The 1,207-nt window shown below is 73.2% G+C and carries 1 protein-coding gene; it reads left to right on the top strand.

Features of this window, described 5'->3' with window-relative positions; genetic code table 11:
* The coding region (locus ACGF5C_RS34845) for a condensation domain-containing protein (RefSeq protein WP_393308689.1) at nucleotides 1–1,207 on the top strand (1,207 nt) is incomplete at both ends.

Below are 1,207 nucleotides of genomic sequence, written 5' to 3'. Positions count from 1 at the left end.
CGTACCGATCTGGAGGAGCGGCTCGCGGAGATCTGGGCGCGGGTGTTGAGCCTGGACACCGTCAGCGTCGTCGACAGCTTCTTCGACCTCGGCGGCGACTCGCTGCGGGCAGTGGCGCTGGTCGGCGCCCTGCGGGTGGCCGGCTTCCCCGTCGGGGTCCGCGACGTCTTCGTGCACCGCACCGTGGCGACCCTCGCCGCGCACCTCGCGGCCAAGGAGACCGCCGCCGCCGAACCGGAGTTCCAGGCGGTCGCCCCGTTCGCGCTGCTCGACGACGCCGACCGCGCCGCCCTGCCCGCCGGCCTCGCCGACGCGTACCCGATCGCCCAGGCGCAGCTCGGCATGCTGGTGGAGATCCAGAAGGACCCGGACCGGTCGCTCTACCACATCGTCCGCTGCTTCCGGGTGCACAGCCGCCAGCCCTTCTCCGCGGAGGCGCTCACCGGAGCCGTGCGGGACGTCGTCCACCGGCACGAGACCCTGCGCACCTCGTTCGACCTCGGCGGCTACTCCGTGCCGCTGCAACTCGTGCACACCGAGGCGCCCGTCGACGTCCGGATCATGCAGCTCGACGAGGAACAGGCCGACGCGCAGCTGCGCGGCCACGTCGACGCCGAGCGGGCCCGGCCGTTCGACCCGGAGCACCCCGCGCCGCTGCTGCGGGTCAGCGTCCACGTCGCCACCGACGGGAGCTGGTGGCTCACCGTCGCGGTGAGTCATCTGGTGACCGGCGGCTGGGACCTCAACAGCCTCCTGGCCGAGCTGCTCGGCTGCTACGAGCGGCGCTGCGTCGGCATGGCACCGGAGTCGCCGGAGCCGGTCGCGGTCCGGTACGCGGACTTCGTCGCCGCCGAGCGCGCGGCGCTGGCATCCCCGGCCGACGAGGCGTACTGGCGGAAGATCACCTCCGGGTACGCCAAGTTCACCCCGCCCGCCGGCTGGGGCGAACCGGCCGGGGCGACCGGCGCCGCACTGCGGCACCGGATCAGCTACCAGGACCTCGACCAGCGGATCCGCGCGCTCGCCTCGGCGTACGAGGTGTCGCCCAAGGCCGTCCTGCACGCGGCGCACCTGAAGGTGATGAGCCAGCTCACCGACGAGCAGCGGTTCCACACCGGTCTGGTGTGTGACGCGCGGCCGGAGGTGCGGGGTGCGGAGCGGGTGCACGGGATGTACATCAACATCCTGCCGTTCGGGTTCGCGCGGG

The organism is Micromonospora sp. NPDC047620, from assembly GCF_043205005.1.
Lineage (GTDB): Bacteria > Actinomycetota > Actinomycetes > Mycobacteriales > Micromonosporaceae > Micromonospora.
Note: the sequence above shows the minus strand (reverse complement) of the source record. Positions and strands in the feature narration are given on the sequence as shown.